The organism is Curtobacterium ammoniigenes NBRC 101786 (assembly GCF_001571045.1).
Lineage (GTDB): Bacteria > Actinomycetota > Actinomycetes > Actinomycetales > Microbacteriaceae > Curtobacterium > Curtobacterium ammoniigenes.
This window is the reverse complement of record NZ_BCSV01000007.1, coordinates 59,111-84,687: the sequence shown is the minus strand read 5'-3', so window position 1 is coordinate 84,687 and position 25,577 is coordinate 59,111. Positions and strand designations below refer to the sequence as shown.

At 67.0% G+C, this 25,577-nt stretch carries 24 protein-coding genes, 1 tRNA gene and 1 pseudogene; 9 read left to right on the top strand and 17 right to left on the bottom strand.

The genetic code is table 11. The annotated features are described in order from the left end of the window. Nucleotides 1–38: 38 nt before the first annotated feature. From CAM01S_RS13495 to CAM01S_RS13455, 9 genes are all read right to left on the bottom strand, one after another. Nucleotides 39–1,142: a YihY/virulence factor BrkB family protein gene (locus CAM01S_RS13495; protein ID WP_083528061.1), complete on the bottom strand. Its 1,104-nt coding sequence runs from the start codon at nucleotides 1,140–1,142 to the stop codon at nucleotides 39–41. 24 nt (nucleotides 1,143–1,166) lie between these two features. Continuing rightward, a complete protein-coding gene (locus CAM01S_RS13490; protein ID WP_066522838.1) occupies nucleotides 1,167–1,571 on the bottom strand; it encodes a hypothetical protein in 405 nt (134 codons plus the stop codon). Then, nucleotides 1,568–1,858 carry a hypothetical protein gene (locus CAM01S_RS13485; protein ID WP_066522836.1) on the bottom strand — a complete coding sequence of 97 codons (291 nt, stop codon included), beginning with the start codon at nucleotides 1,856–1,858 and terminating at the stop codon, nucleotides 1,568–1,570. The genes CAM01S_RS13490 and CAM01S_RS13485 overlap by 4 nt, the downstream gene beginning before the upstream one ends. Before the next feature lie 186 nt (nucleotides 1,859–2,044). After that, nucleotides 2,045–2,959 carry a prenyltransferase gene (locus CAM01S_RS13480; protein WP_066522834.1) on the bottom strand — a complete coding sequence of 305 codons (915 nt, stop codon included), beginning with the start codon at nucleotides 2,957–2,959 and terminating at the stop codon, nucleotides 2,045–2,047. Continuing rightward, nucleotides 2,956–3,351: a hypothetical protein gene (locus CAM01S_RS13475; protein ID WP_066522831.1), complete on the bottom strand. Its 396-nt coding sequence runs from the start codon at nucleotides 3,349–3,351 to the stop codon at nucleotides 2,956–2,958. The genes CAM01S_RS13480 and CAM01S_RS13475 overlap by 4 nt, the downstream gene beginning before the upstream one ends. Then, on the bottom strand, nucleotides 3,348–3,686 hold the full coding sequence (locus CAM01S_RS13470) for a lycopene cyclase domain-containing protein (RefSeq protein WP_066522827.1): 339 nt from the start codon (nucleotides 3,684–3,686) through the stop codon (nucleotides 3,348–3,350). The genes CAM01S_RS13475 and CAM01S_RS13470 overlap by 4 nt, the downstream gene beginning before the upstream one ends. After that, a complete protein-coding gene (crtI, locus tag CAM01S_RS13465) occupies nucleotides 3,686–5,296 on the bottom strand; it encodes a phytoene desaturase family protein (protein WP_066522825.1) in 1,611 nt (536 codons plus the stop codon). The genes CAM01S_RS13470 and crtI overlap by 1 nt, the downstream gene beginning before the upstream one ends. After that, the gene (locus tag CAM01S_RS13460) at nucleotides 5,293–6,210 is read right to left on the bottom strand and encodes a phytoene/squalene synthase family protein (protein WP_066522823.1); all 918 of its coding nucleotides are present in this window, start codon (nucleotides 6,208–6,210) and stop codon (nucleotides 5,293–5,295) included. The genes crtI and CAM01S_RS13460 overlap by 4 nt, the downstream gene beginning before the upstream one ends. Then, a complete protein-coding gene (locus tag CAM01S_RS13455) occupies nucleotides 6,207–7,265 on the bottom strand; it encodes a polyprenyl synthetase family protein (RefSeq protein WP_066522821.1) in 1,059 nt (352 codons plus the stop codon). The genes CAM01S_RS13460 and CAM01S_RS13455 overlap by 4 nt, the downstream gene beginning before the upstream one ends. Nucleotides 7,266–7,286: 21 nt before the next feature. On the opposite strand from CAM01S_RS13455, the gene idi reads away from it, so the two are divergent. The 6 genes and pseudogenes from idi to mmsB all read left to right on the top strand — a co-directional run bounded on the left by idi (nucleotide 7,287) and on the right by mmsB (nucleotide 13,204). Next, nucleotides 7,287–7,823 (top strand): isopentenyl-diphosphate Delta-isomerase, encoded by a 537-nt coding sequence (gene idi, locus CAM01S_RS13450; protein WP_066522819.1) that lies wholly within the window; start codon nucleotides 7,287–7,289, stop codon nucleotides 7,821–7,823. Nucleotides 7,824–7,930: 107 nt separating this feature from the next. Beyond that, nucleotides 7,931–8,944, top strand: a complete 1,014-nt coding sequence (locus tag CAM01S_RS13445) for a LacI family DNA-binding transcriptional regulator (RefSeq protein ID WP_066522817.1) — start codon at nucleotides 7,931–7,933, stop codon at nucleotides 8,942–8,944. Nucleotides 8,945–9,229: 285 nt separating this feature from the next. Beyond that, nucleotides 9,230–10,351: a multiple monosaccharide ABC transporter substrate-binding protein gene (chvE, locus tag CAM01S_RS13440; RefSeq protein WP_066522815.1), complete on the top strand. Its 1,122-nt coding sequence runs from the start codon at nucleotides 9,230–9,232 to the stop codon at nucleotides 10,349–10,351. A 69-nt stretch (nucleotides 10,352–10,420) separates the two neighbouring features. After that, nucleotides 10,421–10,877: pseudogene (locus CAM01S_RS15320) on the top strand (ATP-binding cassette domain-containing protein); the annotation flags it as partial. Between the two features lie 222 nt (nucleotides 10,878–11,099). Continuing rightward, nucleotides 11,100–11,963: an ATP-binding cassette domain-containing protein gene (locus CAM01S_RS15315; protein WP_373277714.1), complete on the top strand. Its 864-nt coding sequence runs from the start codon at nucleotides 11,100–11,102 to the stop codon at nucleotides 11,961–11,963. Further along, nucleotides 11,960–13,204 carry a multiple monosaccharide ABC transporter permease gene (mmsB, locus tag CAM01S_RS13430; protein ID WP_083528060.1) on the top strand — a complete coding sequence of 415 codons (1,245 nt, stop codon included), beginning with the start codon at nucleotides 11,960–11,962 and terminating at the stop codon, nucleotides 13,202–13,204. The genes CAM01S_RS15315 and mmsB overlap by 4 nt, the downstream gene beginning before the upstream one ends. 111 nt (nucleotides 13,205–13,315) lie before the next feature. Here mmsB and dcd read toward each other — a convergent pair whose 3' ends face one another. From dcd to CAM01S_RS13415, 3 genes are all read right to left on the bottom strand, one after another. Next, nucleotides 13,316–13,903 (bottom strand): dCTP deaminase, encoded by a 588-nt coding sequence (gene dcd, locus CAM01S_RS13425; protein WP_066522891.1) that lies wholly within the window; start codon nucleotides 13,901–13,903, stop codon nucleotides 13,316–13,318. Nucleotides 13,904–14,014: 111 nt separating this feature from the next. Then, a complete protein-coding gene (locus CAM01S_RS13420) occupies nucleotides 14,015–14,362 on the bottom strand; it encodes a hypothetical protein (protein ID WP_066522809.1) in 348 nt (115 codons plus the stop codon). Beyond that, nucleotides 14,352–15,449 (bottom strand): DUF6177 family protein, encoded by a 1,098-nt coding sequence (locus CAM01S_RS13415; RefSeq protein WP_066522807.1) that lies wholly within the window; start codon nucleotides 15,447–15,449, stop codon nucleotides 14,352–14,354. Before CAM01S_RS13415 ends, CAM01S_RS13420 begins: the two co-directional genes overlap by 11 nt. A gap of 176 nt (nucleotides 15,450–15,625) precedes the next feature. Between CAM01S_RS13415 and CAM01S_RS13410 the strand changes: the two genes are divergently transcribed. Continuing rightward, nucleotides 15,626–15,696 (top strand) — tRNA-Gly (locus tag CAM01S_RS13410). A gap of 338 nt (nucleotides 15,697–16,034) precedes the next feature. Here CAM01S_RS13410 and CAM01S_RS13405 read toward each other — a convergent pair. The 5 genes from CAM01S_RS13405 to CAM01S_RS13385 form a co-directional block, all read right to left on the bottom strand. After that, nucleotides 16,035–17,099 carry a family 43 glycosylhydrolase gene (locus CAM01S_RS13405; RefSeq protein ID WP_169795880.1) on the bottom strand — a complete coding sequence of 355 codons (1,065 nt, stop codon included), beginning with the start codon at nucleotides 17,097–17,099 and terminating at the stop codon, nucleotides 16,035–16,037. Nucleotides 17,100–17,104: 5 nt separating this feature from the next. Continuing rightward, complete coding sequence (locus tag CAM01S_RS13400; protein WP_083528058.1) at nucleotides 17,105–18,952, bottom strand: family 43 glycosylhydrolase; 1,848 nt, start codon at nucleotides 18,950–18,952, stop codon at nucleotides 17,105–17,107. Between the two features lie 91 nt (nucleotides 18,953–19,043). After that, complete coding sequence (locus CAM01S_RS13395) at nucleotides 19,044–19,967, bottom strand: carbohydrate ABC transporter permease (protein WP_066522805.1); 924 nt, start codon at nucleotides 19,965–19,967, stop codon at nucleotides 19,044–19,046. After that, a complete protein-coding gene (locus CAM01S_RS13390; protein WP_245631649.1) occupies nucleotides 19,967–20,905 on the bottom strand; it encodes a carbohydrate ABC transporter permease in 939 nt (312 codons plus the stop codon). The genes CAM01S_RS13395 and CAM01S_RS13390 overlap by 1 nt, the downstream gene beginning before the upstream one ends. Continuing rightward, complete coding sequence (locus CAM01S_RS13385) at nucleotides 20,898–22,211, bottom strand: ABC transporter substrate-binding protein (protein ID WP_066522804.1); 1,314 nt, start codon at nucleotides 22,209–22,211, stop codon at nucleotides 20,898–20,900. The genes CAM01S_RS13390 and CAM01S_RS13385 overlap by 8 nt, the downstream gene beginning before the upstream one ends. 199 nt (nucleotides 22,212–22,410) lie before the next feature. On the opposite strand from CAM01S_RS13385, the gene CAM01S_RS13380 reads away from it, so the two are divergent. Together CAM01S_RS13380 and CAM01S_RS13375 are read left to right on the top strand one after the other, a co-directional pair. Further along, complete coding sequence (locus CAM01S_RS13380; RefSeq protein ID WP_157071582.1) at nucleotides 22,411–23,433, top strand: LacI family DNA-binding transcriptional regulator; 1,023 nt, start codon at nucleotides 22,411–22,413, stop codon at nucleotides 23,431–23,433. 62 nt (nucleotides 23,434–23,495) lie between these two features. Continuing rightward, nucleotides 23,496–25,556 carry a glycoside hydrolase family 2 protein gene (locus CAM01S_RS13375; RefSeq protein ID WP_083528056.1) on the top strand — a complete coding sequence of 687 codons (2,061 nt, stop codon included), beginning with the start codon at nucleotides 23,496–23,498 and terminating at the stop codon, nucleotides 25,554–25,556. Nucleotides 25,557–25,577: the final 21 nt, after the last annotated feature.

Below are 25,577 nucleotides of genomic sequence, written 5' to 3'. Positions count from 1 at the left end.
CAGCCTATCGAGCGCCACGCCGCCGCGGTATACCAGATTCACCGACGGGCGCCGGCACTCTCCCGGATCCGGACCGCGCTCAGCACGTCTTTCGCGTGCTGCTCGTTCTGCTTGTCGATCTGGCGCTCATCGCGCACCGGGAGCTGGATCCGCTCCTCGGCTCGCATGCCCGCCTGCAGTTCGCGACCGCGCTCCAACTCCGCGTTGAACTCCGCACCGAAGAGCAGCGCGTTGTTCGTGATCCAGATCCACAACAGGAACACGATCACGCCGCCGAGGGAGCCGTACGTCTTGTTGTAGTGGGAGAAGTTCCCGACGTAGAACGCGAATCCGACGCTCGCGAGCACCCAGATGAGAATCGCGACGATCGAGCCTCCGCTGATCCACGCGAACTTCGGCTGCCGCACGTTCGGAGCCCAGTAGTAGAGCACCGCGAGGACGATGATCGCCACGGCGGCGAGCACCGGCCACTGCACGACCGAGATGACGACCACGCCGACCTGGCCGAGACCGAACTGCGCGCCGAACTGCTGAACCACCGGCCCGCTCACGAGCGCGAGCATCCCGACCACGAGCATGAGCACCGTGAACAGCGTGACACCGAGCATGGTGGGCCGGAGCTTCCAGATGGGGCGGCCTTCGCGGACCCCGTAGATCCGGTTCATCGCCCGGCCGAACGCGCCGACGTAGCCGGATGCCGACCACAGGGCGCCGACAATGCCCACGATGAATGTGACCGTCGCAGCCGGCGAGCGCACCAGACCTTCGATGGGCGCCTTCAGCAGCGAGACGACCTGCGCCGATCCGAACTGCTGCATGAGCCGGAGCAACGCATCGACCGTCGACTGCCCTTGCCCGAGCAGGCCGAGGATCGAGACGAGCGCCAGGAGTCCGGGGAAGACGGCGAGCACGGAGTAGTACGTCAGCGCGGCAGCGAGGTCCGTGCACTGGTCGCGGCCGAACTCCCGCAGCGTCTTGCCGAGCGTGTACATGACGGACGGCTTCGTGAGGTCGGTCGGGTCGTCCGGCTTGCGGGGGTCGTCGGGCGCCGGCATCGCAGCGTCGTCAGTATCGCGGCGCGACCGGCCGCGCCCGGATCGGTCGTGCTCCGCCGTGCTGGATCGGTGCTGTGTCGTCGACATCGGGGCTCCTGAGGTCTGCGATGGTCAGCGAGTGCCGCGGCCGCGCCGCGCCCGGCGCTTGCTTTCGGCGACTGGATTCTGCTTGTCGGGCACGCGCGCAAACTTCGGCGCGCTGCCAGGCGTGCCATCCTTCTTCGTCTTGGCGGGCGTGAACGCGGGCAGCAGCATGGGCGTGTCAGCCGCCGCCAGCGATGATGCGGGGTGGCGCGCCGTGGACACGCCGAGCACGATCGCGGCGATGCCGACGCCGATCGTCGCTCCCATCGCAACGATGGGCGTCGGGTCGCGGTACAGCTGCTCACGCGAGGTTTCGACGAGCTCGCGCCATCGGGCCGGCACGTTGGAGCGCCGACGGATGCGCCGCACCGTGTCGCTCAGCGCCTCTCGGGTGCGGAACGCGCGAAGCTCGAGCTCAGGAACGGAGCTCATCGATCCGCGCGATTCCCGGCCTCGGCCGCACCGCGTGAGCCGCCGTCTCCAAGTCGATCCTTCACAGCCGTGGCCGCAGACGCCGCCGCGTCCTTCGCCTTCTCAGCGGCGATGGGCGCGTTCTCCTTGATGAACTCCTCGGCCTGGTGGACCCGTTCCTGCACCCGCGGATCGCTCCACGTCGTTCGCGCCCGTGACACGATCCGCTCGTAGGAGGCGCGTCCGGCGCGAGCACCCAGCAGGTACCCGACACCGATTCCGGCAATGAACACCAGTCGTGTCTTCATGGAGCGATTCCTTCCGGTCGACGCCCTCGGAGTCCCGAGCGCTCCTTCACCGGTACTCGCGGCCGGCTGCGCGCGCTACGGCTCACATCTGCCTCTCAGGATTGGGAGGCGCGTTCAGGCTCCCAGCGCGCTCTCCGGATCACCGCGGCGACGCGGGGCGGCGCGTCAGTGGGTGGCAGCGACGCCTCAGTGCGACGCGGCGTACCCGATCAGCGCCATGGTCACGAGGAACCCGGCCAGGTAGTTGATCCACAGGAATCGGCGCCAGCCCGCATTCGCCGATTCGGCTGCGTCGTCGCGGACGTTCCACCACGGAAGCACGTTGAGGGCATATGGGATGACGACGATCGCGGCGATCGGTCCGGGAAACGCGGTGTCGAGCATCACCAGTCCGGCGACGAGGTACGCGATGAACGCGAGCCGAACGGTCGTCCGAGCGCCGATCACCGTGGCGACCGACCCGATGCCTCCGGCCCGATCGGCGACAACGTCCTGCACGGCGCCGAACGCGTGCGACGCGACGCCCCACAGGAAGAAGGCCACGCAGACCGCGACGAGCTGCGGCGTCCAGGCGGGGCCGGCGAGCACCAGGCCGTAGATCGCGGGCGAGACGAAGTGGGTGCTCGACGTCACCGAATCGAGGAACGGTCGTTCCTTGAAGCGGAGCCCCGGTGCGGAGTACGCGACCACCGCGAACATGCTGATCGCGAGGACGAGCCAGGACCACGGACCGCCGACCGCGACGAGCACGACGAGGAATGGGACCGTCGTGATGACAACCGCCCGGAGGGTCGCCCGGTGCACACCCCGATCGAGCAGCGCGCCCTCCACTCCGCCTTTTCGCGGGTTGCGGAGGTCCGACTCGTAGTCGAACACATCGTTGATGCCGTACATGGCGAGGTTGTACGGGACGAGGAAGAAGACGGTCCCCACGATCAGGACCGCGAGATGGAAGCCCCCGCCCCCGTGAACGCCGACGCCCGCGCCGAGCACGTACGCGGCCGCAAAGGGATATGCCGTGTTCACCCAGCTGATCGGCCGCGAGGCGACGAACAGCGAAGCGAGCAGGGACGGGCGTGGCCGTGCGGTCAGGGCAGTCACGGGCGATGCCCTCCTTCTGGGGTTGCTGCGCGGTCGGGGGTCGGGCGCGTGAAGAGGATCGCGAGCGACGGCAGGAGGATCACGGCAGCGACCGAGTATGCGAGATCCTCGACAGGGATGAATCCGAGGTGCGCTCCGCTGATGAGCAGCGGGTCGTACGCGACGATCCGCAGCCCCACGATGACGTTGTCGAAGACGACCGTCATCACGACGAGCGCGCTCCCTGCGGCCAGGCGCGTCAGCAGCGCTGTGCGACGCCAGCGCCTGGCGCGAGCCGGTGCGACACTGCGTGCGCGCTGCGCGGACACACCGCCTGCGATGATCGCGACGATCGCCGCCGCCAGGAGGAACACCAGGTCGATGAGCGCGTAGGTCGCGTGTCCGGCGTTCATCGGCGGCTTTCCTTTGCGGTGCGCGAGCGACGTGCGATGGCGTCAACCATCCCGATGAGATTCATCGTGACGTAGCAGAGCAGCGTGAGGAAGAAGACTTCTTCGACGGGAACCTGCGGCGCGATGTCCGCCCCGATCAGGAACGGTCCGCCCCCCTGGAAGAACACCCCGGAGCGGACTCCGACGAGATCCCATCCGAGGAAGAACAGGAGTCCGATCACGAGCACCGCTGCCGCACGCAGCGGGCCCCGCCAGAAGAACAGCCGGTAGCGCGCATCAAGCAGCACCATCGCGACGATCGCGACGATGAGACCCCCGAGGTACAGCCCGGGCATCAGGTCCGCGTTTCGGCCAGCGTGTCCACGGAGGGCTCGGGAAGCGGTTCCGTCGAGGTGTCGCCCGTCAAGCGCTTCAGCAAGACCTCAGCACTGATGAGACACATCGGGAGGCCGATGCCCGGAATCGTGGACGCCCCCACGTAATACAGGTTGTCGAGTCGCTTGGAACGGTTGCCGGCGCGGAAGAAGGCGCTCTGCCGAAGCGTGTGCGCCGGGCCGAGCATCGAACCGCTCCACGCGTTGATGTCGTCGGCGAAGTCACGCGGTCCAACCGTGCGGCGAACGCGGATCCGCTCGGCGAGGTCCTTGACCCCGGTCTTCTCCGCGATCGTCGCGATGGCACGATCCGCGATCGCTTCGACCCGCGGATCACCCGCGCCGTCGACGCCGCCGCGCCCGATCGTCACATCCGCCGGGAGCGGCACGAGGACGAACAGATTCGTGGCCCCGTCCGGCGCCACGGAAGGGTCGGTGAGGCTCGGCGCGCACACGTAGATCGATGCAGGATCAGGAACGGACCGCTCTTTGCCGAAGATCGCCCCGAAGTTCGCCTCCCAGTCGGCGGTGAACATGAGCGTGTGGTGGAGCAGACCCGGAACGGTGCCGTCGATCCCGAGATAGACGAGCACGGCGCTCGGACCTGGGTCCCGGCTGGTCCAGTACGGTTCGTCGTACGTCCGGTCGGCCGCGCTGGGCAACAGGGCCGTCTCCGTGTGGTGCAGGTCCGCGGCGCTCACGACGACGTCGGCATCGAGTTCGACCGCTGCACCGCTCGCATCGCGGTAGCGCACGCCGACCGCGCTCCCGGCGGCCGTTCGAATCTGCTCGACGTCCGACCCGGTGTGGATCTCCACGCCCTGGGCTCGCGCCACCCGCTCCACCGCTCGAATCACCTCGGTGACGCCGCCCTGCGGGTAGAGCACCCCATCGGCGAGATCGAGATGGCTCATCAGGTGGTACATGCTCGGCGCGGTATACGGGCTGGCTCCGAGGAATACTGCGGGGTACCCGAGGATCTTCCGGAGGCGGTCGTCACGAACGGCACGGCCGGCGAATGTCGCGAGCGGCTCGGTCAGCAGGCGCAGGAGGCGCGGCAGGCGAGCGAGCACGTCCGGTGCTGCGAGCCTCCGGAGGTCCGCAAAGGTCCCGTAAAGGAACCGCCGGACCGCCATGTCGTACGTTTCGCGAGCGGAGTCGAGATACTTCTCCATGCGCCGACCGGCGCCCGGTTCGATACGGTCGAAGATCGCGAGGTTCGACTCGCGGTCCGCGGCGACATCGACCGGCTGCGCGTAGCCGTCCACATAGACGCGATAGCCGGGGTCCAGGCGAACGAGGTCCAGCTCGGCGTCCGCGCTCGTTCCGAGGAGCCGGAAGAAGTGATCGAACACGTCCGGCATGAGGTACCAGCTCGGCCCGGTGTCGAATCGGAAGCCATCGCGTTCCCAGGAGCCCGCTCGACCACCGAGCTGATCTCGCCGCTCGAGGAGCGTTACCGCATACCCCTGCTGCGCGAGCAGCGCCGACGCCGCAAGACCGCTGATGCCACCGCCGATGATGAGGACGCGGCGGGCAGTGCGGGGGCCGGACGCGTCTGACGGGCTCACGCCGCGCCTCCAGACCGGGCCGCAGTGGGATTCGGACGCCGGCCTGCGAGCACGCGGGCGGCGAGCGCAGCTTTCACGCCATTCGGAACGCGGACTCGTGTGGTGATGAGCCGCGATGCGGGTGTCGCAGCGATCCGCCGGTTCAGTTCCTGGAACAGTGCGTGCGCCAGCCCGACCGCATGACGTGCGTCCGACGGCAGCAGCGGGATGACCGCGGCCGCCGCGTCGAGGTCCGACTGCACGTCGGCGACAAGCCGATGCTTCGTCGCCTCGTCGAAGGAGCCGACATCGACTCCGGGGAAGTACGACCGGCCGAGTTCCTCGAAGTCGGCACGGAGGTCGCGCAGGAAGTTCACTTTCTGGAACGCCGAGCCGAGGCGGCGAGCCCCCGCGACGAGGCGCTGGTCGGGTTCGGCCGCGGTGCGCGCCTCGGTCTGATAGACGAAAGCGCGCAGGCACATCAACCCGACGACCTCGGCCGACCCGTAGATGTATCGCTCGAAGGTCTCCTGGTCGTATTCGACCGGCGCGAGATCCATCCGCATCGAGGCGAAGAACGGCTGCGTGAGTTCCGCCCCGAAGCGAATGCGCCGCGCCGACTGCGCGAAGGCATGCACCACCGGGTTCACCGAGAACCCGGTCCGCAGGGCACGTTCGGTATCGCGCTCGAGTTCGTCGAGCAGCTCACGGGCAAGGGCCGGATCGAGACCTGCTTCGGTGGCGGGCCCATCGACGATCTCGTCCGCGACGCGCACGAGCGCGTAGACATGCTCGACGTGTTCGCGGACCCCTGGGCGCAGGAACCGAGAGGCGAGCCCGAACGAGGTGGAATATCGGTGAATCACCACTGACGAGGCTGCCGCCGCGGTGGCGTCGTAGAGTCCGAGCCGGCCGGTCGTCGTGGTGGCGGTCATCGGACCCGATCCACGAGTTCGGCGGTCAGGTCGCTGAGGCGCCCCGCGAGCTCCGCGGGGACGTCCGCGAGGGCCGCCTCCGCGAGGGAGACGTGGCCTCGGATGCGCTCGATCGCGACGAGCGTCGCGCCCGAGCAGTCAAGGCGGAACCGGAGGTGTGCGAGCTGGTCATCGGTGAGGTCGTTCTTGCCGAGGAACGGCTCGATCGCCGACCAATGCTCCGTTGTGGCGGCGTGCGCGACGAGGATGGTCCGCTTGCCCTCGCGGAGATCGCCGCTGTTGCTCTTGCCGGTCACCGCCTCGTTGCCGAACACCCCGAGGAGGTCGTCGACGATCTGGTAGGCGATCCCGATCTCGCGACCGAAGATGCCGAGCGCGCTGACGACGTGTTCCGGTGCGTCGGCGAGGACCGCTCCGGACTGCAGCGGCGCCTCGAACGAGTACACGGCGGTCTTTGCGCGCTCCATCGCGATGATGTCGTCGACGCTGGGCATCACGCCGATCGCGAGGTCGACGTCGGCCATCTCGCCAGCAGCCGACGCGAAGATCGCTTCGTCGAGGATGTCCAGCAGTCGGGAACGCCGCTCGCCGTCGACGCCGCTCGCCTCGACCAGTCGCGATGCGGCGGACAGGGCGAGGTCGCCGGCGATCACGGCCGCGCTTGTCCCCCGATGCTCCGCGGTGGGCAACGGTACGCCGCCGGTCGTCGCCGCGTCGCGGAAGCTCCCGGCGACATTCGGGACACCTCTCCGCGACCAGTCACGATCGATGACGTCGTCGTGCACGACGAGCGCGGTGTGCAGCAGCTCGTACGCCGCCGCCACGTTCGCAGCGGCGCGCAGATCCGTGCCGCCGAGCAGTGAATACGCGAGCATGACCATGCGCGGCCGGAATCGTTTGCCGCCGGACGAGGCGTCGCGGAGGACCTCCCACAGCCCTTCCATGGCGCGGCCATAGCTCTTCGCTCGCTGCGCCGACAGCGCGAAGAAGCGATCGAGGCACTCGTCGACCAGCGCAAGGCCGTCCCCCACGAGCGCGGTCGTATCCTCGTTCATTGGCCTAATATATCGACTTACATGAACACTGCCCGGGAATCCGTGATCCTGCTCGCCGACGACGGCACGCCGGTCGGTACGGCCGACAAGTACGCGGTGCACACCGCTTCGACGCCGCTGCATCTTGCATTCAGTTGCCACGTCGTGAACGACCGCGGAGAGGTCCTCGTCACCCGTCGCGCCCTCACCAAAGCCACGTGGCCCGGAGTCTGGACGAACTCCTTCTGCGGGCATCCAGCGCCGGACGAATCGTTCGAGGCGGCGATCGCGCGCCGTGCCTCCCGTGAGCTCGGGATCACCGTGCAACGGATCGAATGCGTCCTGCCCGACTTTCGCTATCGCGCCGTCGACGCGTCCGGCATCGTCGAGAACGAGATCTGCCCCGTCTATCGCGCGCACACCGCAGACGTGATCAATCCGGCCGCCGACGAGGTCGCCGAGTGGGAATGGGTCGACGAGGGCGCGCTCCGACGATCGGTCGCGGCAACCCCGTTCGCGTTCAGCCCGTGGCTCGGGCTGCAGCTCGAGGCGCTGCCCGTCGAGGTGCTGCCGGGCTGACGGGGCGCGCTCGGTCACCAGGCACGAGGCACATCGTCGTTCGGGGAATGCATAATGATGTCGCTCAGGATGTGACCGTGCACATGCCCGGCGGAAGAGAGTCAGCGATGCCAGCCGAGGTCGACCACCCCCGCGCGCCGAGCATTCGCGACGTCGCGAAGGCCGCCGGCGTCTCACATCAGACGGTCTCCCGCGTGCTCAACCACTCGGAGTCGATTCGCCCCGAAACGCGAGCGCGCGTCCTCGAAGTGATGGAACAGCTCCAGTACCGGCCGAATCGGGCCGCGCGGATGCTGGTCACGAGCCGGAGCAACACGATCGGGGTGCTCACGTCCATGCGGTCGCAGTATGGGCCTGCCAGAGCGATCCAGGCGATCGAGGACGCCGCTGTCGAGCGTGGCTATGCGGTCGTTACCGCGAACATCGCGGCGCCCTCGGACGAGGCGATCAGAACGGGCCTCGCCCACCTGCTCGACCAGGATGTCGAAGGCATCGTGATCATCGCCCCGCAGCAGCGCGTATTCGACGTCATCGAGCGACTCGGGGTCCGCACGCCGTATATGACGCTGCAGTCCCGCGCCGGCGATGATCCACGCGGCCTCTGGGTGGATCAGATGACCGGCGCACGATTGGCTACCGCCCACCTGTTGGACCTCGGCCATCAGTACGTTCGGCACATCGCGGGCCCGCGCGACTGGCTCGAAGCCGACGCACGCATGGAGGGATTCATGCGTGAGATGTCCGATCGCGATATGCCTGTTCAGCCCCCGATCCTCGGGGAGTGGACTGCGGACTTCGGGTTTCACGCGGGCCGCGAGCTGTTGCGCTGGCGCGATTGCACCGCGATCTTCTGTGCCAACGACGCGATCGCGCTCGGAGTGATGCACGCGGCGCGCTCGTATGGGCTCGACGTGCCGGGAGATCTGTCCGTCGTCGGATTCGACGACATTCCGGAGGCGCAACACCTGTGGCCGCCGCTGACCACCGTGGCGATCGACTTCGCTGAGCTCGGGCGCCGATGCGTCGAGCTGCTCGCGCCATCCGAGGTTGCGCTCCGAACCGTCGACCTGACACCGCAACTCGTCGTTCGTGGATCGACGAGTCGGCCACGAAGTCTCTGACACCGTCGGTAACGCTCCGATATCGATGACACGCGGAGCGGGTGGCCTGGTTGACGTTTGCTGTCGGATCGGACAGGATCATCCCACTGATGTGACCGGTAACATCCGGATCGAGCGCGGCGGACCCCAACGACGGAAGGCCATCGCGTACGGCCCGAATGCGGTGGGCTAGCGCCTTCTGTGCGAGCGACACCTGGTCCCAGCAGTTGTTCGGAACTGGGTTCCGCGATTCCCAACGTGAGCGCTCACTCACGCCTGTCCAATGAAGTGCACGAAGGAACACGCATGAAGTACAAGAAACTGGCCGGACTCGTCGTCGCGGCCGGACTCGTCGCCTCGTTGGCGGCCTGCTCGGGGGGCCGCGGCGCCACCACCGGCAGCGGAACCGACAACAAGGGCGCCCTCGTCGGCGTCGCGATGCCGACCAAGGTCGACCAGCGGTGGATCGCCGACGGCAACGCCGTGAAGGCCGACCTGCAGAAGGACGGCTATAAAGTCGACCTCGAGTATGCGAACAACGACATCCCGACGCAGGTCCAGCAGATCAACACGATGATCACCAAGGGCGCGAAGATCCTCATCATCGCGTCGATCAATGGCGGCTCCCTCACCGACCAGCTTGACTCAGCAGCGAAGGCCGGGATCAAGGTGATCTCGTACGACCGCCTCCTGACCGGCGACAAGAACGTCGACTACTACGTCTCCTTCGACAACTACAAGGTCGGCGTCTACCAGGCAAACAGCCTGCTGACCGGGCTCGGTGTGCTCGACGCGAACGGGAAGAAGACCGGCAAGAAGGGTCCCTTCAACGTCGAGGTGTTCGCCGGAAGCCCCGACGACAACAACGCCACGTTCTTCTACAACGGCGCAATGGACACGCTGAAGCCCTACTTCGCCGACGGCACCCTCGTTGTCCGGAGCGGACAGACCTCATTCAAGTCGGTCGCGATCCAGGGCTGGGACCCTGCCACCGCGAAGGCCCGCATGCAGGACCTCATCGCCAAGTCGTACTCGAACGGCCAGACCGTGCAGGGCGTGCTCTCGCCGTACGACGGCCTCTCGGACGGCATCCTCTCGGCACTGCAGGGCGCCGGCTACGGCTCGGGCGGCAAGCAGCTGCCGATCATCACCGGCCAGGACGCCGAGATCGCCAGCGTCAAGCAGATCATCGCGGGCACGCAGTACTCCACGATCTATAAGGACACTCGGAAGCTCGCCAACCAGGCAGCGGTGATGGCCAACGACCTGCTCACCGGCAAGAAGCCGGCCGTGAACGACACGAAGAGCTACAACAACAAGGTCAAGGTCGTCCCGAGCTATCTCTTCCAGCCCGTCGTCGTCACGAAGGACAACTACAAGTCCGTCCTGATCGACAGCGGGTACTACACGGCCTCGCAACTGCAGTAATCGGCCGCGGGGGCGGAAGGGCGACGCGTCCTTCCACCCCCGTCCTCCGTCCAGAACGAAAGGACACCCATGGCTGACACGATCCTCGAGATGCGCGGCATCTCGAAGACGTTCCCCGGTGTGAAGGCCCTGCAGGATGTCACGATCTCCGTCGAGCGCGGCACCGTCCACGCGATCTGCGGTGAGAACGGCGCGGGCAAATCAACGCTCATGAAAGTGCTCTCGGGGGTCTACCCCCACGGCGACTTCGACGGCGAGATCCTCCTCGATGGCAAGCCCGTGGCGTTCCGCACGATCAACGACTCCGAAGCGGCGGGCGTCGTGATCATCCACCAAGAGCTCGCCCTCAGCCCCTTCCTGTCGATCGCCGAGAACATCTATCTCGGGAACGAACGCGCGCGCGGGGGGGTTCATCGACTGGAACCGCACGAACCTCGAAGCGGCCGCTCTCCTCGAGCGCGTCGGGCTGCACGACAACCCGGTCACGAAGATCGTGGACATCGGAGTCGGCAAGCAGCAGCTCGTCGAGATCGCGAAGGCGCTCTCGAAAGAGGTCCGTCTGCTGATCCTCGACGAGCCCACGGCCGCACTGAACGACGACGACTCCGCGCACCTGCTCGAACTGATCAAGCAGCTGCGGACGCAGGGCATCACCTCGATCATCATCAGTCACAAGCTCAACGAGATCGAGGCGATCGCGGACAGCGTCACGATCCTTCGCGACGGCAAGACGATCGAGACGCTCGACATGCACGAGGGCGCGGTCAGCGAGGACCGCATCATCCGAGGGATGGTCGGTCGCGATCTCGAGAGCCGCTACCCGGACCGGACACCGCACATCGGCGAGGAGCTGCTGCGCATTGAGGACTGGACGGTGCACCACCCGGTCGACCGATCCCGCAAGGTCGTTGACGGCGCGAACCTCGTCGTGCACGCCGGCGAGATCGTCGGCATCGCCGGGCTGATGGGCGCGGGGCGAACCGAACTCGCGATGAGCGTGTTCGGGAAGAGCTACGGCACCAACATCTCCGGGCGGCTGTTCAAACGCGGTCAGGAGATCAAGGCGAACTCCGTCTCACAGGCGGTCGAGCATGGAATCGCGTACGCGACCGAGGACCGGAAGCGCTACGGCCTGAACCTCATCGACGACATCAAGCGCAACATCTCCGGATCGGCGCTCGGCAAGCTCGCCAACTGGGGGTTCGTGAACGGCGCCCGCGAGACACAGGTCGCCAACGAGTACCGCCGCAGCATGAACATCAAAGCTCCGACCGTCACGGCGATCACCGGGAAACTCTCCGGCGGAAATCAACAGAAGGTCGTGCTCTCGAAGTGGATGTTCGCCAACCCGGACGTCCTGATCCTCGACGAGCCCACGCGCGGCATCGACGTCGGCGCGAAGTACGAGATCTACACGATCATCAACCGTCTTGCGGATCAGGGGAAGGGCGTCATCGTCATCTCGTCCGAGCTCCCTGAACTGCTCGGCATCTGTGACCGCATCTACACCCTCTCGGAAGGGCACATCACCGCGAACGTCCCGCGCGATGAGGCGACCGCCGAGCATCTCATGCAATTCATGACCACGTTCCGGGAGACGACCACCTCATGAGCATCATCAAGAACCGGCCCGAGTCGCAGACAGCGCCGCGACCGGTCGACACACGGGAGCCGGCACCCAACGCGATCGCGGCCGGGTTCCGGTACCTCACCGGCCAGCTCCGGCAGATCGGTCTCTTCATCGCGCTGATCGTGATCGTGCTGTTCTTCCAGTTCGCGACGAACGGCATCACCCTCGCGCCGATCAACGTGTCGAACCTCGTGGTTCAGAACAGCTACATCCTGATCCTGGCGGTCGGCATGGTGATGGTGATCATCGGTGGGCACATCGACCTCTCGGTGGGATCGGTCGTTGCGTTCATCGGCGCAATCGCGGGCGTCATGATCACCCAGTGGCACCTGCCATGGCCCCTCGCGATCGTGCTCTGCCTCGTCGCTGGCGCGCTCGTCGGCGCGTGGCAGGGCTTCTGGGTCGCCTACTTCGGCATTCCTGCGTTCATCGTGACGCTGGCGGGCATGCTCGCATTCCGCGGCGCCGCCGAGATCGTGCTCGGGAACCAGCAGATCTCGCCGTTCCCTGCGGGCTTCCGGAGCCTCGGATCGGGGTTCCTCCCCTCGTTTGGGACAACGGGCTACGAGCCGCTGACCCTCATCCTGTCCGTCGTCGCCGTGCTCGCGATCGCGGCGGGCTCGGTCCGCCAGCGCATCGTGCGCCGCAAATTCGCGCTGGAGAGCGAGCCGGTGTGGTGGTGGCTCATCAAGCTGCTGTTCACGGCCGCGCTCGTCCTGCTGGTCGGCTTCCTGCTCGCCAGTTACGACGGCACCCCGGTCGTGCTCATCGTGCTCGCCCTTCTCGTGGTCGTCTACGCGGCCGTGATGGGCCAGACGGTCTTCGGACGACACATCTACGCGATCGGCGGCAACCTCGCGGCGGCGCAGCTGTCTGGGGTGAAGACGAAGCGGGTCACGTTCCTCCTGTTCGTGAACATGGGTGTCATCGCAGCGCTCGCCGGCCTGGTCTTCACCGCGGGCCTGAACCTTGCGAGCCCCGGAGCGGGCAACGGGTTCGAACTCGACGCGATCTCGGCGGTGTTCATCGGTGGCGCGGCCGTGACCGGCGGTATCGGCACGGTCCCGGGTGCGATCGTCGGTGGTCTTATCATCGGCATCCTGAACAACGGCATGTCGATCCTCGGCATCGACACCGACGTGCAGCAGCTCATCAAGGGACTCGTGCTGCTGGCCGCTGTCGCGTTCGACTTCTACAACAAGCGGCGCGGGGCGGGCCGGTAACGCGCCTCCAGACCGAACGACGCGAGCCCCGCTCCTGCACTGCAGGACGGGGCTCGCTCAGTTCCATGCGGTCGGCGGGGAGGCGCCCCCAGCGCTGGCCGGGAAGGTCGCCTACAGCTCCCCCGAGACGTCCGCCACCGTGAAGCCCCGAGCCGACCGGGACGGCGTCGGACCGCGTTGCCCCTGATAGCGCGACTGGTACTCCGCCGAACCGTACGGCTTGTCTGCCGGACTCGACAGCTGGAAGAAGCAGAGCTGGCCGATCTTCATGCCCGGCCAGAGCTTGATGGGGAGTGTCGCGACGTTGCTCAGCTCGAGCGTGACGTGCCCGGAGAAGCCCGGATCGATGAACCCGGCTGTCGAGTGCGTGAGGAGCCCGAGGCGTCCGAGCGAGCTCTTCCCCTCAAGGCGTGCAGCGATGTCGTCGGGGAGGGTGACGATTTCGAACGTGGAGCCGAGGACGAACTCGCCGGGGTGGAGCACGAATGCCTCGTCGGCGTCCGTCTCCACGAGCCGCGTCAGGTCCGGCTGATCGATCGCCGGATCGATGTGCGGGTACTTGTGGTTGTCGAACAGTCGGAAGAACTTGTCGAGCCGGACGTCGATGCTCGACGGCTGCACGAGCGAACGGTCAAGCGGATCGAGGCCGATGCGACCAGCATCGAGTTGCGTGAGGATGTCGCGATCGGAGAGCAGCACGGAACGATCGTATCCGCGGAGCTGCGGTCGGCGGATGACCACGTCGGCTCGGGTCCGTGCCGGTGCGGTTGACCACGTCGGCCCGGGTCGTGCCGGTGCGGCGGCAGTCGATCAGTCGCCGTGGACGATGCACAGCGCGTTCAGCGTGACGGCCGCATCGAGGGCGGCGGCGACACCGTCCTCGCCATCGTCGTCGAAGGGCGTCACCGTGTCGGCCCACCACACCGGCACGGGCATGGCGGGCGCATCAGGGAGGATCCGTTCGATCTCGTCCGAGAAGTCCACACGGTGCACGCCGAGCACCGTGATCACAGGCCGATCGGCGTCACGGCACACCTGCAGGATGGACCCGTCGTCGAGCGCTCGTATGCCCCACGCGGTGTTGTGCTCGACCAACGCCTCGGCGACCTGCCGCGCATCGACCTGCCCGCGGCACAGCAGCGTGACATCACGGGGCACGGCGGGGCTCCCGTTCCGTCGCGTGATAACGATCCCGGTGGTGTGGATCGCGCGGGTCGTGGGCCGGGCCGACGTCGTCGAGGAGCCCGTCCTCCACTGCCGTCTCGAGCGGCGCGCCACCCACGAGATCGGCGAACCGCTCCTCATCAACGCGGTCGAGGAACGTCTCGAGCGCGTCCCAGCCCCCGTCCAACCGGACAAGCAGGCCATCGGAATCGGGGCCTCCGAAGGGTTCCACCCGCGTTCCGGGTGGTGGCCACGAGCCGGACCGGTCGAGGAGGCTCGTCGCCTCCGGGCCGACGACGACCGCGGCCGGCACGGGCTCACCGTGCGATTCGGCACGGACCAGGTGATCCACAGCGCCGAACCGTCGCATCACAACACCGAACACCGGCACCACCGAGTCCGCCACAGCGCGGACCGCGTCGAGTACGCGCTCCACGCCGTCAGGCGGGGCGGTGATGACCGCGGAGACCGTCTCCACCACGATGTCGTCGGCCATGTGCGCCGTCATTGTCGCGGAGACGCCCGCCCCCACCGCGAACGAGGTGCTCACCCCAGGGGCGACATGCTTCGCGTATTGCGTCGCGATCCAGCGGTCCCACGGCACCGACAGAGGCTCGGCAGTGCCCCAACGCTCGGGGCACGATCCGGCGGCCTCGCACAGCGCTTCGACGGCGCCGCCGACATCCACCACCCGATCCGGGTCGTGGCGCATCGTCAAATCGATGCCGATCTGCGTCACCGACTCCGCGGCGACCGGATGATCGGGAGCCGGCGTCGCGACCAGATCAGCGGCACGGTCAAGGAGCTCCGCCACATCGCGCGCCGGAACACCGGTTCGGCCGTCGCGGAGCGCGCCGTCCACGCCCTCCACCGCCCACGCCCCACCGGACGTGCCAAGAGCATGCCGGAGCGCGGGCGTCAGCGCCGTCGTCGCCGGAGTACGCAAGACGACCGCACGATGGGCTGCCCGCGCCCGTTCGAGCAGGGTTCGCATCGAATCCGACAACCACATCACCGGGGCCACCGACCCGACGACGAGCGCCTGATCCTCGATTGCATCGATGAGCGGATGCCTCACCATTCCGGCTCGCCTCCAGGGAAACTCGCGGACGCTGCAGGCGGGTGGTTGGACGCCGCCCGAGCGTGTGCTCGGTCCTCATGGACGGTACACACGGGTGGCTGGCATGTCCGGAGGTCTCGGCGATCCGGTAGGCTAGCGCTCACTCCCGGAGACAGTGCGCACGCGCTGCGGGACACGCGAGTGTAGTTCAATGGTAGAACTCCAGCTTCCCAAGCTGGTAGCGCGGGTTCGATTCCCGTCACTCGCTCCGAGGGCCCTTTGGGCATTTGTCGTTTCTCAACGCAAGTGAGACTTCTCTTGAGGTAGTTGAGGTTCCAACCCCGTATCGCGCACCAGTTGAAGCTTGACGACGCCGCGAACAATCGGGCCGCCCGTACTGCCGGAACGAACGTTGCCGTCGCCCCCCTGGCATCGCCGCGACGACGATCGCGGCGATGCCGACTGTCCGGGTGGTCACTCCTCAACACGCGAGCGCGGCATAGCCGAGGGCAGGCCTCCGCAGCGGCCCGCCCTCGCCAACTCACCACACCAGCCGGGAAGACCGCCGGGGCAGTGGTGTGGCGCTCGCACCATCCCGGACCGTCCTCATCCGCAGCGCTGCTCGCTCCCCTCGTTGTAGCCCGCGGAGCCCGTCGGGGTGCCGAAGTTCGGCGTACCGTCGGTGTTCCACGGCACCGGCTGGGCGAAGATCTCGCGGTCGTTCCAGCCGTTCGCAGTGCTTGTCTTCGCGTGGTAGATGTTCCAGTTCACGCCCGCCGCGCCCGGCACAGGGATCGATTCCCCGCCCGGCCCGTACACGCCGCCGCCGGACGAGAAGACCGGCCCGCGCTTCGTATACGACTGATAGGTCGTCAGGTCCCCGCCCTTGTAGACGAGTTCCCCAAGCGCGTAGGACGTCGTCCAGCTGGCATTCGCGTTGTAGACGATCGTCAGCGTGTTGTTCGGGCCGATCCATGCCTCCGGCCCCTCCTCGATTGCCTGTACGGATGTCTCCCATGTCTGGTCGGGGTTGGCGATCAGGCGGCGGTAGTCCTGGTCGATGTGGAGCGGATCACTCATGTGGGCGATGTAGATCTGCTGCGGCGGGTTCCCACCGTTTCCGGTCGGTGTGCCGGACCAGAGCATGTACCAGTTGCTGTTGTAGAAGAACACGGTCGGGTCGATCGACCACTGGTTGGTGCTGTCCGTGATCTTCCCGAAGAACGACCACGACCCGCTGGGATCCTGGGTGTTCGCGGTGATGGCGAAGATCCGATGCGTGTTGTTCGTCGCGGGATCGCCGCCTTCGTCTGTGGCGGCGGCGAAGTAGATGATCCACTGCCCGTTCAGGTATTCGAGCTCGGGGGCCCACGTTTCCGCACTGTGATCGGTGCCGGTCGGCGACGTCCAAATGGTGCGCGGTGTCGCCGTTCCGAGCCCGTTGATCGTCGAGCTCGAGCGGATGTTGATCGAGCGGGCGCCGTCGGACTGGACCAGGTAGTAGAGACCGTTCCGGTACCAGACGGACGGGTCGGCTCCCGGTGTGATCGGGTTGCTCAGCGTGCAGGTGACCGTCGCGGACGCCTTGACTGCGGGGATGCCGATCCCAAGGCCGCCGGCGACGAGCAGCGCGCCTGCTGCCCCGAGTGCGATGGCGTGTTTCCTGCGCACCGCGCTCACCGCCCCTCTCCGGCGATGGCATTCACGTGCACATAGTCGAAGGTGCTCGTGAATCCGCTGCCACCCAACGAGATCAGACCGATCCGGGCGTTGGGCCCGAGATCATGGGTCCACGTGTCGCCGCGGTCCCAGTGCACGCCGTCGAGGCTTGTGTACGCGGTGTACTGGTCGCGGCCGGTGTGGACGATACGGAGATAGGTGGAATCACCCACAGGCCCCACCACGCCGTTGCCGTACGAGGGATAGCCGGCGGGAACCGGGCTGACATGGTTGCCGAATTCCGTCTGCCGCGTGTTCCAGATGGAGTTCGACGTCAGTCGTACATAGTTCCCGTCATCGCCGTAGACGATCAGGCCACCCTGCACGTAGTTCTGCACCTGCGAATTGTCAGGCGTGTTCACGGACACCTTGGTCTCGACCATGTAGTCACCCGATGGCGCACGCTCAGTGAGGACGGACGCCAGCGGGGTCGCGGGAGGCTGGAGATCCGCAGCCTGCGTCTGCCAGCGCAGCGAGCCTCCGGATTCGGAGTAGGTCGTGGACGCCGGCTGTCGCACCCAGCTCCACTGATTGGACAGGCTGCTGCCGGAGAACTCGTCCGACAGGGAGGCGACTGGTCGCCCTGGCTGCGGGTCGTGCACGAATTGGGCGTGATACGCCGCACGCTCCCCGGGCTGCGCTACCGGGCCAGGCATCGGTTGATCCGATGGGCCTGCGCCCCCGCGGACCACCGGCCAGTCGCCGTGCCAGTCCAGCGGGTCGATGAGCGCCGGGCGCTTCGTGTATCCGACCTGTCCGGCGTAGTACGGATCGGTCCTGTCGACCGCGTGGTAAACAATCCAGTCCTGACCGGAGAAGTCGGTGACGACCGCGTTATGGCCCGCGCCCACCCAACGGTTGCCGTTTTGTGTGAGGACAGGCGTGCCTCCGACGCGGTTCGCGAGAATCGAGACGCCATCCTTGTCGAGGAATGGACCAAGGGGGCTGCGCGAGCGGGCAGTGAAGACGCTGTATCCGGTAAGCGGACCAGAACAGCAGTTCGTCGCCGACCCCATGAAGTAGTACCAGCCGTTGTGCTTGAGGATGAAGGTGCCCTCGTAGCGGTTGTCGATCGCGATCTGACGCTCACTCGAGGCGATGGTGTGCAGGCCGTCCGCGGTGAGCTGCCGGACGTGGATGCCGCCGAAGTAGCTGCCGAAGTAGATGTAGCTGGTGCCGTCGTCCGCGGTGATCACCTCCGGGTCGAACTCCCAGCGCTTGGCGGTCGAGTTCGGCGCATTCGTCGGAGGCACGACTGGGCTCCCCGAGTCCGTCCACGGTCCGGTGGGGCTGGAGCTCGTGGCGACGCCGACCGCCGAGCCCCCCGCTGCGGAATCGGAGGCCGCGTAATACAGGAAGTACGTGCCGTTGCGATAGACGACGTCCGGCGCCCACGCCGAGCCGGAGCCGAGCCACGCCGGCTTCGTCGGGAAGGCATCGCCGACGTAGGACCAGTGGGTCAGATCGAGCGAGCGGAACATCGGGATCTGATGAAGCACCGGGTTGCCGCTGGCGTCCTTCTCGGTGGAGGTCAGTGCGTCAGCGGTGCAGTACAGGTACCAGTACTTGTCACCGGGAGTGCTGCTATGCGCGGCGAACGGGTCGGCGCAGCTCGCCGCCTGCTGACCGTCCGGCAGCTGCAGACTCATGGGGTTCTGGTAGGTCGGCGGCAGCGCGGGCGCTGCCGCCGCCGGGTGGATCGGAGCGGCGGCCGCAGGCGGCACTCCCGCTCCTCCGTGGAGGCCCGGCGCCAGCGCGGCGATTGCCACCGCGGCGAGCACGGACACGACAGAACGAATCGACATGACACTCCCACTTCGTTGAGGGTGAATCGCCGGGCGGCGTGTGGCCGCCGATTGATTCCTGGACGTGCTGCTGGTCGTTCGGGCTCGGCCGTCAGCCCTTCACGCCTGCGCTGGCGACACTGTCGACGATCTGTCGCTGCGCCAGGGTGAAGATGATGAGGACAGGGATGGCGGCGATCACGGCGCCGGCCATGACGATGCCGAAATGGGTGGAATAGGCGCCGCTCAACACGGACAGCCCGGGCTGCAGCGTCAGGTTCTGAGGGCTGAGGAGCACGTAGACCGGCCAGAGGAAGTCGTTCCAGTTGTTGAGGAAGCTCAGCACCGCAAGCGTGGCGATCGCGGGGCGGGACAGCGGGATCACGATCTGCAGGAAGATGCGCAGATCGCCTGCGCCATCGATCCGCGCAGCTTCCTCGATCTCGGATGGCAGGTTGGCGAAGAACTGACGAAGAAAGAAGATGCCGAATGCGCTGGCCGCCCCGGGCACGGTAATTGCCCAGATCGAGTCCAGCCAGCCGAGATTCTCCACGATCAGGTAGTTCGGGATCAGGAAGATCACCGGCGGGACGAGCAGCGTGGCGATGATGGCGCCGAAGACGATCCGTTTGCCGGCGAAGTCCAGACGGGCGAGCGCGTACGCGCCGAGTGACGCGGTGACCAAGATCAGCGCGGTCTGCAGTGCACCAGCTGCCAGGCTGTTCAGGAACCAGCGGAATATCGGCTCCTGCCCATTCATGAGCGTCTGATACGCCTGCAGGGTGAACGGGTTCGGGATCGGGGATGCCGAGTTCTTGATCGCGTCGTAGTCCGTCTTGAACGACGTCAACACGATCCAGACGATCGGCACGATGATGAGCAGGCTCATCACGATGAGCACGATGTAGAGAGCGAGCGTCGCGCCCGTCGGGCCGCGCCGCGACCGTCGTGGGGTCCGGTCCTCGCGCAGCCGGCGCGCGACAGTCTGGGGCGTGAGCGTGGGCCGGTCGACAGTCTCGGTGCTGATGCCAGTCATCAGTCCCTCTCTCGTTGCAGGCGGAAGTTGACGATGCTGATCACCGCGAGCACTGCGAAGAGCAGATAGCTCATCGCCGAGGCCGCGCCCATCTGCCCCTGCGACAGACCCTCGTTGGAGATGTACATGATGGCCGTGCGGGTCGCGTTGCCGGGTCCGCCCTGTGTCATCAGGTAGGACTGGCCGAACATGTTGGCCGACGCGAGGATGGTGGTCGTCGTGACGAAGAGCATGACGGGCCGAAGGCCGGGAATCGTCACGCTGAAAAACTTGCGAATCGTCCCCGCACCATCCAGGGAGGCCGCCTCGTAGAGCTCCGCGCCGATGCCCTTGAGGCCCGCGAGGATGATCACCGTGTTGAGCCCCGACGTCCACCACACGGTCACGCCGACCAACGAGACCCACACCCAGGGCGTGTCGACCGTCCAGGGCGTGTTCGACGGCAGGCCGAAGGCTTGGAGCACATGGTTGAGCGGTCCGGACTGCGGGTCGAGCAGGTACTTCCAGATGACGCCGATGACGGCGACACCGAGCACGTACGGGGCGAAGAAGATTCCGCGGAAGACCGTCGTTCCGCGGATGCGCTGATTGAGCAGCACCGCGGCCACGAGCGGGACAACCAGGAGGAACGGCACGCTGCACAGCGTGAAGATGCCCGTCGCGCCCATGCTCTGCCAGAAATCGCCAGAGGTGGTGGAGCCCGGCGTGAACAGGTCGACGTAGTTCTGCAGCCCGATGAACGGGTGGATCGGCAGCAGCGAGTTCCACCGGTGCAGGCTGATCCACAACCCGTAGATCGCCGGGCCGAGCACGAACACGCAGAACAGGACGAGGAAGGGTGCAAGGAATGCATACGCCGTCAGATTCCGGCGCACGCCCCGGGGCCGCGCGGAGCGAGCGCTCCGCGCGGCCGGGGTGACCAGGGTGGTACTAGCCACCGTAGGTCTGCGCGTTCTGCTGGAGCAGCTTGTCCGCCTGCGCGACGGCGCCATCGAGCGCCGCCTGCGGGGTCTGCTTGCCGAGGATGGCCTCGTTCACCGCGGTCGTGATCTCCGCCTCGGCGTTCGTGATGCCCGGAGACACGGTCTCATAGTGGGCGTAGGGCAGTTCGTCGAGGAACGGCTTGATGTTCGGGTACTTCTGCACCAGCGCGGGATTGTTATGCACGGAGTTCGCAGCAGGGATCTCGCCAGTGGCCGCCCACCCCATCGAGTGGTCGTTCATCCACTTGACGAACGTTGCTGCCGCCTGGGTCTTGTTCTTGTCCTGCCCCTTGTTCGCCGGGAACATCCAGTCCGTTGAACTCGACCAGACCGCCTTCTGCGTGCCGATCTGCGGCACGGCCTGGGCGGTCCAGTTCACCTTGGCGAGGGCAGGGTTCGTCGTCTGCCACACGCCGTTCCAGTTGTAGGCGGTCTGCCCCTTGATCAGTGCGTTGATGTCGCCGTCCTGGGCGACGTTCGCCGGGCTGTAGCCGTTCTTGATCATCGAGACCATGCGTGTGAGCGCCTGCACGCCGGCCGGGGAGTTGAACGTGGCCTTCGTGACGCCCTTGTTGAAGAGCTGGCCGCCGTACTGCCACAGCAGCGACTCGAACTGGAAGGTACCGGTGAAGACGTACCCGTCAACCCACTCGCCCTGCACACCCTTGGCTTTCAGCGCGGCGAGATTCTTGTCCATGGTCGATGCGTCGGTGACCGGCGCGCTCGGGTCGATGCCCGCGTTCTTCAACACGTCCTTGTTGACGTAGAGCCCGAGCGGCGTCACGCTCCACGGGACGCCGTACTGAACGCCCTTGTACTGGTTCCCGGCGAAGAGACCCGCCGGAAAGTCAGACGCGGTGTAGCCGAGCGACTTCACGATCGCGCCGCTGTTCTGCAGCAGACCCTGCGCAGCGTACGTGGCGACGTCGTCGCCGTGTCCGACCGCGAGATCCGGTCCCTTGCCCGCCTTGATGGCGAGCGGCATCTTGGCCGAGATGTCTGCCCACTGCATCGGGACGTCCTTGACCACGATGTTCTTGTGGGACGCGTTGAACTGCGCGACGAGCTTCGGGACGAGCGTCGGCGCGGCGCCACCCGTCCAGCCGTTCCAGAACGTCACAGTGACCTTCGGCCCGGTGTAGGCGGACCCGTTGACGCTGGCGCTGGTAGTGGTGCCGGACGAGCTGCAGCCGGCGAGGGCGATCCCGAGCGCAACGACGGCCGCTCCGGCCGTCGCGCGTCGGAAGAGGTTGTTGGGCATCTACTGCTCTCCTTTGAGTACGAGCCGGCGACGATTGCGTCGCAGGTGCAACACGCGGTGCATCGATCGGGAAGCGAACCCGACCGGGGGTGCGTGAGCAAGTTACAGCGCTGTAAACGGCGATGTCAACCGCTACTGTCGAGTCAGCCGGAGGACGATTCCGCACCCGGTGCCGATTTCGGTTGAGAGGACGTATGCCGTGGGGAAGGTCCGACTGCAGGACGTCGCCGACTTGGCGGGGGTCTCGATGAAGACCGTGTCGAACGTGGTGCGCGGCTTCGAGCACGTCAGCGACGACATGCGCTCCCGGGTCCAGCGCGCCATCGACGAACTCGACTACCGGCCCGACGCGCGCGGACGAAGCCTTGCCACCGGCAGGAGCGGGATGCTCGCACTCGTCTTTGCCGATGTCCGCATCCCGTACTTCTCCGAACTCGCCCACACGGTGTCGGCACTCGCCGCAGACCGCGGCTACCGCTTGCTCCTCGAGCAGACCGACGGCACACTCGAAGGCGAACGCGCCGTCGTCTCCGCTGCCGAAGCGGGGATCGTCGACGGCGTGCTGTTCCAACCATCCCGGCTCACCTCGACCGAGATAGCGCGACACCGCCGCGACGTTCCCGTCGTCCTGCTGGGTGAGGCGCCCGCGCCGATCAGCGTTGACCACGTGATGATCGACAACGTGGCTGCCGCCCGAGCCGCCACCCTCCACCTCGCAGCCCTCGGACGCACGCGGATCGGCTTCCTGGGACACGAAGAAGGTGGGCAGACCTACACATCCAAGGTGCGCCTCCTGGGCTATCAGGAGGGGCTCGAGGAGGCCGGACTCCCCCTGGACATGTCGCTCCTGGTGGCGAGCGCGGCGGTCGAGTCCGGCGCCGCCTCGTCGGCGCTGACCCAAGCGTTGGACGCGGGCATCGAGTTCGACGCGATCGTCTGTCGAGACGATCTCGCGGCGATCGGTGCGCTTCGTGCACTCGCCGAACGCGGGATCCGCGTGCCGGAGGAGATCGCGATCACCGGCTGGGACGACGTCGCGATGGCATCGTTCACGAGCCCGAGTCTGACGACGATCAAGCCCGACCTGACCGGGCTCGCCGCATCGGCGCTCGACATGCTGCAAGAGCGTGTGGACGGGTTCGACGGCCTGGGTCGGCATCGTCTCGCGGAGTGGTCGCTCATCGTCCGCGAGAGCGCACCCCTGCCGTCGTCGTCGCGATAATCGCCACGCCCATTCTCACGTCGACGTTTTACAGCGCTGGAAAATTACAGCACACTGATGCCATGACGACGTTGACCAGCAGTGCGCCCGGCGCCGAATCGGACGCAGCGCCCACGGCCGAAGGCGGCCTGCCGGACCTGCCCCGCGCCTCCGAACAGGACGGCGAATACCCGCGCCCTCAGTTGCTGCGCCGACGCTGGGCGGATCTCGACGGCGTGTGGGCGTTCCGCCACGACGACGCGGACATCGGCATGCGGGAGGCGTGGCACACGGACCTCGGTTGGAGCACGGCCGAAAGCCCGGAACGGCGCATCCGGGTACCGTTCCCACCGGAGTCGAAGGCCTCTGGCGTCGGCGACACCGGGTTCCACCCGGTCGTCTGGTATCGACGCGGCATCGGGCTCGCCGACCTGGGCGCGGCCGGTCTCGACCTCGCCGCGTTCGACAGCGCCACGCACGACGACCCGATGTCGGCCGACCGGGTCCGCATCCTGCTGCACTTCGGGGCGGTCGACTACCGATGCCAGGTGTGGCTCGACGAAGAGTCCGTCGGCACGCACGAGGGTGGCCACACCCCGTTCACGCTCGACGTGACCGAAGTGGTTCGACGCCATCGGACAGCATCGCCGGATCCGTCGCGTGAGCTCGACCTCGTGGTTCGCGCCGAAGACGACCCGCACGATGTCGAACAGCCGCGCGGCAAGCAGGACTGGCAACGCGACCCGCACTCGATCTGGTACCACCGCACGACGGGTATCTGGCAGACCGTCTGGCTCGAGGCCGTGCCGGACGCCTCGATCGCGCGCGTGCAGTGGACTCCGGACGTCGTCGGCGGCCAGGTCCGCGCAAGCGTTGACTTGCGCGGACGCGCCTCGGTCGGCGCGTCGATCCGAATCGCGGCCGACTTCGGCGGCCAACCGCTCGGCGCCGCACTGGTGCCGCTGCCTCGGGACGCGGCAGGCGCGGTCGAGGTGACCATCGGCCTGCCGGCAATGGCGAACGGCCAGGGGTACGACCGGTTGCTCTGGTCCCCCGAGCAGCCCCGGCTCATCGATGCGACCGTCGAACTTGTCAATGGCAGTGGCCAAGCGGTCGATGCTGTGTCTTCGTACTTCGGCCTCCGGCAGGTCGGAGTTGAGCATGGCCGATTCCTGCTCAACGACCGCCCCTACTTCGTGCGCTCGGTGCTCAATCAGGGCTACTGGCCGGAATCGCTGCTCGCGGCGCCGTCGCGCATTGCCCTGCGGCGCGAGGTCGAATTGATTCGCGATCTCGGATTCAACGCGACACGCGTGCACCAGAAGATCGAAGACCCGCGATTCCTGTTCTGGGCCGATCGGCTCGGCCTCCTCGTGTGGGGCGAGACGCCGGGCGCCTTCGCGTTCTCGCGTCGCAGCATCGAGCTGCTCATGCATGAATGGGTCGAGGCCGTGCAGCGCGACCTTTCACACCCCTCGATCGTCACCTGGGTGCCCGTGAACGAGAGCTGGGGCGTCCAGCACATTGCGCACGATCCCGCCCAGCGCGCGTACGCCACGGCGCTCGCGTCGGTGACCCGCGCACTCGACCCCACACGCCCCGTGATCTCGAACGACGGATGGGAGCACGTGGATTCGGACATCATCACGATCCACGACTACGAGGCCTCCGGCCAGACGCTCGCGGCCACCTACGCAGATGACGCGGCGCGCGCCCGTCTCCTCGGGGGAATCGGTCCGGCCGGACGTCGCGTGCTCCTGTCCGACGACGCTGGCTGCATGCGGGGTCATAGGGCGTCGACGTCGGCTGGGCGTGCTGTATCGGGAGCCGCTGGAGCACCCCGCGCGGAAGGAGGGCTCGGGCACGCCCCTGCGGTCATGCTCACAGAGTTCGGCGGCGTGCGGTACGAGGTGGGGCAGCGCACGGGGGGAGCCTGGGGATACTCGACAGCATCCGACGCCCACGACTTCGCTCAGCGGATCGGAGCGCTGCTCGACGCCGTTCGCTCGAGCCCGTTCCTCGCCGGCTTCTGCTACACGCAGCTGACCGACACCGAGCAGGAGGCGAACGGGCTCCTGACTGAGCACCGAGAGCCGAAACTGCCGATCGAACACGTTCGAGCAATCATCACTGGTGAGGACTAACTTTTCTTGGCCGTGACAGCC